This is a genomic window from Aeromicrobium sp. CnD17-E, from assembly GCF_024124745.1.
In the GTDB taxonomy this organism is placed as follows: domain Bacteria; phylum Actinomycetota; class Actinomycetes; order Propionibacteriales; family Nocardioidaceae; genus Aeromicrobium.
Genome location: NZ_JAMXRU010000154.1, coordinates 1 through 5237 on the forward strand (window position 1 = coordinate 1; position 5237 = coordinate 5237).

Annotated in this window: 3 protein-coding genes; 2 read left to right on the forward strand and 1 reads right to left on the reverse strand. The window is 72.7% G+C overall.

All coding sequences use genetic code 11. The features are described from left to right. The first annotated feature begins 385 nt into the window (after window positions 1-385). A complete protein-coding gene (locus NH339_RS17175) occupies window positions 386-2314 on the forward strand; it encodes a TIGR03960 family B12-binding radical SAM protein (protein WP_253027224.1) in 1929 nt (642 codons plus the stop codon). A gap of 488 nt (window positions 2315-2802) precedes the next feature. On the opposite strand, the gene NH339_RS17180 is transcribed toward NH339_RS17175, so the two are convergent. Beyond that, window positions 2803-4041, reverse strand: coding sequence for an MFS transporter (locus NH339_RS17180; RefSeq protein ID WP_253027225.1), 1239 nt, complete (start codon window positions 4039-4041; stop codon window positions 2803-2805). Window positions 4042-4127: 86 nt separating this feature from the next. Here NH339_RS17180 and NH339_RS17185 point away from each other — a divergent pair, with 86 nt between their 5' ends. Beyond that, the gene (locus tag NH339_RS17185; protein WP_253027226.1) at window positions 4128-4910 is read left to right on the forward strand and encodes a TIGR03936 family radical SAM-associated protein; all 783 of its coding nucleotides are present in this window, start codon (window positions 4128-4130) and stop codon (window positions 4908-4910) included. The last annotated feature ends 327 nt before the right edge of the window (window positions 4911-5237 follow it).

A 5237-nucleotide genomic window follows, 5' to 3' on the forward strand; every position in this document is an offset into this window, starting at 1 on the left:
CGGGGCTGGAGCCCACGGCCTGGGCGCCGGCGGTCAGGCCGCTGACCACCACCACGCCGCCCACGGCGCACGCCGAGAGGGCGCGCTTGCTGGGCAGCGCATCGGTGACGTCGGCCAGGGTGTCGAGGGCGCGATCACGTCGGCGCTCGAACGCCGACGGTGCGCGGTGACGTGCCATACGGTGCCGACCGCCCGACCGGTCGACGGGTTCGTCGTGACGCACACACTCTCCTGCAGGCTCGGGGACGGGGCGGGGAAGGGCCCGGGACGAAGCCTCCACTGTAGACGCCGAGACTGAGAGCCGGGGCGGGTTCTCTCAGGTCGCACGCAGGACCGGAGCCCGCGGGGTCTCGACCACGCCCGTTCGCCCCGTACCCTGGAGGGCATGTCCGTCGAGTCCGTCTTCCCTCGTCTCGAGCCCCTCCTGCCCACCGTCGGCAAGCCGATCCAGTACGTCGGCGGCGAGCTCAACGCGACGGTGAAGGAGTGGGACGACGTCAGCGTCCGCTGGGCGCTGATGTACCCCGACGCCTACGAGGTGGGCCTGCCCAACCAGGGCGTCCAGATCCTCTACGAGGTGCTCAACGAGCGCGACTGGCTGCTCGCCGAGCGCACCTACGCCGTGCAGGCCGACATGGAGGCGGTGATGCGCGAGCACGAGATCCCGCAGTTCACGGTCGACGCGCACCGTCCCGTGCGGGCCTTCGACGTGCTCGGCATCTCCTTCGCCACCGAGCTCGGCTACACGAACATGCTGACCGCGCTCGACCTCGCGGGCATCCCGCTGCATGCCGCTGACCGCACCGACGACGACCCGATCGTCCTCGCCGGCGGGCACAGCGCCTTCAACCCCGAGCCGGTGGCCGACTTCCTCGACGCCGCCGTGCTCGGCGACGGCGAGGAGATCGCGCTGGCGATCAGCGAGGTGGTGCGCGAGTGGAAGGACGAGGGACGTCCGGGCGGACGCGACGAGCTGCTGATGCGCCTCGCGGCGTCCGGGGGCGTGTACGTGCCCCGCTTCTACGACGTCGACTACCACGACGACGGCCGCATCGCGTCGGTTAGGCCGAACCGCGACGGCGTGCCCTGGCGGGTGCGCAAGCACACCGTCATGGACCTCGACCAGTGGCCGTACCCGCGCAACCCGCTCGTGCCGCTCGCCGAGACCGTCCACGAGCGCTACTCCGTCGAGATCTTCCGCGGCTGCACGCGCGGCTGCCGGTTCTGCCAGGCCGGCATGATCACGCGCCCGGTGCGCGAGCGGTCGCTGCAGACCATCGGCGAGATGATCGACACCGGGCTGCAGCGGTCGGGCTACCAGGAGGTCGGCCTGCTGAGCCTCTCGAGCGCCGACCACACCGAGATCGGCGACCTCGCCAAGCAGCTGGGCGACCGGTACGAGGGCACGAACACGTCGCTGTCGCTCCCGTCGACGCGGGTGGACGCCTTCAACATCACGCTCGCCAACGAGTTCAGCCGCAACGGCCGACGTTCCGGGCTGACGTTCGCGCCCGAGGGCGGCAGCGAGCGGCTGCGCAAGGTGATCAACAAGGCCGTCACCGAGGACGACCTCATCCGCACCGTCACCGCCGCCTACTCGCACGGCTGGCGGCAGGTGAAGCTCTACTTCATGTGCGGCCTGCCGACGGAGACCGACGAGGACGTGCTCCAGATCGGCGTGCTCGCCAAGAAGGTCATCGAGGCCGGACGCGAGGCGTCGGGACGGCGCGACATCCGCTGCACGGTGAGCATCGGTGGCTTCGTGCCGAAGCCGCAGACCCCGTTCCAGTGGGCCGCTCAGCTCGACCACGAGACGACCGACGAGCGGCTGCGCAAGCTGCGCGAGTCGGTGCAGTCGGACAAGCGCTTCGGTCGCGCCATCGGCTTCCGCTACCACGACGGCCGCCCCGGCATCGTCGAGGGACTGCTGTCGCGCGGCGACCGTCGCGTGGGTCGCGTCATCGAGGAGGTGTGGCGCGACGGCGGCCGCTTCGACGGCTGGAGCGAGCACTTCTCCTTCGAGCGCTGGGAGTCGAAGGCGGCCGACGTCTTCGCCGACCAGCCCGTCGACCTCGACTGGTACACCACCCGCGAGCGCGGCCACGACGAGGTCCTCCCGTGGGACCACCTCGACGCCGGCCTCGACAAGGAGTGGCTGTGGGAGGACTGGGAGGACGCCCTCGACCCCGACGCCCTCGAGATCGAGGACTGCCGCTGGACGCCCTGCTACGACTGCGGCGTCTGCCCCCAGATGGGCACCGACATCCAGATCGGCCCGACCGGGCAGAAGCTGCTGCCGCTCACCGTGGTGTGAGGGCGCGCGTCGTCTGCGTCATCGTCGCGCTGCGGGGCGTGGTCCGGCCGGTGCGCTGCCTGCGGTGGTCGTGACCTTGGTGGTGCGCTGCCTGCGGTCTTCTTGAGCTCGCTGGTGCGCTGCCTCGGCTGGCGCTGGGGGTGGCCTCCGAAAGGCCTCGACCGGCAGCGGGCCCGGACGTGGTTCCGGGTCTCGGGGTCTGGCCTGGGTCCGCCCTCGACGCACGATTCTTCGTTCCTGCGTTCTTGATCCACCGTTCCGCGTCGGCGCGTCCTATCGGTGGACCTGCAACCGTAGGACCGCTCCTGCGGTTGCAGATCCACCGATAGCGGGCTGTCGGCGCAGATGTCTCTGCATTCGCGCGCTCGAGTCCGGAGGCTTCTGCGTTCACGACGGGATCCCGTAGCAAACGCAGAGTCTTGCGCCCACTCCGTGCCCGAGCCGCAGCCCGAGACCCCAGACCAGCGCGGAGGCCAGCCGCCCGCCCCTCACCCCACCCGAGACGCGAGGTCGTCCTCGACGGTGCCGCCGCGGTCGACGAGGGTGCCGAGGAAGCCGATGAGGACGGCGGCGGCCATGAGGACGACGACGGGGACGGTCCAGGAGCCGGTGAGGTCGTGGAGCAGGCCGGTGCCGAACGGGCCGAGGCCGGCGAGGAGGTAGCCGACGGACTGGCCGAAGGCCGAGAGGGCGGCGGTGCCCTCGGTGGTGCGGGTGCGACGGCCGAACATGATGAGCACCCACGTGAAGGTGCACCCGCCCAGGCCGAGCAGCACGGCCCACAGCCAGGGCGCGGCCGTCGGGGCGGCCAGCACGCCGCCCCAGCCGGCGACGGTGAGAGCCGCGAACGACCACGGGAGCACGCCGGTCCCGCCGAGCCGGGCGACGAGCGGCGGAAGCAGCAGCGTCATCGGGATGCCGACGGCGGCGAGCAGTCCCTGCATCGCGCCGGCCGTGCCGCTGGCGAGACCCGCGTCGGCGAGGATCGTCGGGAACCAGCCGAACTGTGCGTAGGCCTGCGCGGCCTGCACCGCGAAGCAGAGCGTGCACACCCACGCCAGCCGGCTGCGGGCCACGTGCGACAGCGGGATGCCCGACGGTCGGTCGAGGCCGGTGGTCCGGCCCGACCTCAGCGCCACCGGCAGCCACGGGAGCAGGGCGGCCACGGCGAGCACCGCCCACACGGCCACACCGGCACGCCAGTCGCCGAGGACGTCGGAGACGGGGACGGTGACCACCGAGCTGACCGCCCCGCCGGCCATGAGCGCCGCGCCGTACAGCGCGCCGACGAGCGCCAGGCGGTCCGGGAAGTGTTCCTTCGCGAGGGCCGGCAGGATCACGTTGCCGACTGCGCAGGCGGCGAGCGTCACCACGGAGAGGACGAGGAACGGGACGGTCGAGCCGACCGTCGCGCGGGTCGCCAGGCCGAGCGCCAGCACCACGAGCAACGTCGCCGCGGTGCGGTCGAGGCCCAGGACGCGGACCACCCGTGACGTCGTCGCGCCGAACACGGCGAAGCACAGCACCGGCAGCGTCGTCAGCACGCCGGCGACGGTCGCGCTCATCCCGAGGTCGTCGCGCAGGGGGTCGACCACGACGCCGACGCTGCCGACGGCCACCCGCAGGTTCAGGGCCAGCAGCACGATCGCGGCGCCGACCAGCCAGGCCGGACCGCTGCGTGTCGAGGAGGGGGCGGCGGACGAGACGGGGTCGGCGGGGGAGGTCACCGACCCATCCAACGCCAGGGTCCTGACCGCCGCGCGGGCGACCCGACCCGACCCGTGGCGCGACGCCGCTCGGTACCCTCGACGACATGTCCGACGGCAGCACGACCCTGCGCGGCACCCCCAACCCCGAGGCGCCCAACCCGCAGCTGCCGATCGTGCAGCGACTGCGGATCCGCTTCGCCAAGCGTGGCCGGCTGCGGTTCACGAGCCACCGCGACTTCGGTCGAGCGTTCGAGCGCGCAGTGCGCCGCGCGCGGGTACCGATCGCCTTCTCGTCCGGCTACACGCCGCACCCGAAGATCTCGTTCGCCGGAGCGGCCCCCACGGGCGCCGCCAGCGAGGCCGAGTTCCTCGAGATCGGCCTCACCGAGACGCGCGACCCCGACGCCGTGCGCGCCGCGTTGGACGACGCCCTCCCGCCGGGGATCGACATCCTCGAGGTCGTCGCGGCACGGCAGGGCGCAGGCTCGCTCGCCGACCGCCTGGAGGCCAGCGAGTGGGTCATCGAGCTGCGCGACACGCCGGTCGAGCGGGCCCAGGAGGCGGCCGACGCGTTCCTCGCGGCGGAGCAGGTCGACGTCGAGCGCATGACCAAGCGCGGCATGCGCACCTTCGATGCGCGGGCCGCCGTCCAGTCGCTCTCGGTCGGTTCGTCCGACGGTCCGGGTGTGGCGTATGCGATACTGACCGTGGTCGTCCGGCACCAGAACCCGTCGGTACGACCGGACGACGTACTCTCCGGACTCCGCATCTGCGGGGACTTGACGCTCGAGCAGACGCCGCTGGCGACCCGCTCGGCCCAAGGTCCTCTGGACGCAGGGACCGGGACGGTCGGCGATCCGCTCGCCCTCGACCGCGACGCACCCTGATCGGGTGCTGACCGCGGCGGGCCGGGCGAGGAGCCAGTGACAGGCCGCACGTCGACCACCCCGGGACGCGCCAGCGCCCCGGGCCCGACAGAAGACTTTCGGCACCGGCCCCTCGGGGCAGGAGCCGCAGACGCAGAACCCCGACCGCCCTGCGGCGTACCCGGGGACTGAGGAGAGCACATGCTCGACGACGACACGAACACCCCGACCACCGAGTCCACCCCCGCGGTGCGCACCAGGCGCCGAGCCGCCGGCCGGCCCGCCGGGCCACCTGCCGCGGTGAGCACCGACATCTTCGCCGCGCCCGCGTCGGACGCCCCGGCTGCG

What these genes read in the sequence shown, in the direction of transcription:
- NH339_RS17175 (WP_253027224.1), top strand. Translation starts at nt 386, where the DNA reads ATGTCCGTCGAGTCCGTCTTCCCTCGTCTCGAGCCCCTCCTGCCCACC.
- NH339_RS17185 (WP_253027226.1), top strand. Translation starts at nt 4,128, where the DNA reads ATGTCCGACGGCAGCACGACCCTGCGCGGCACCCCCAACCCCGAGGCG.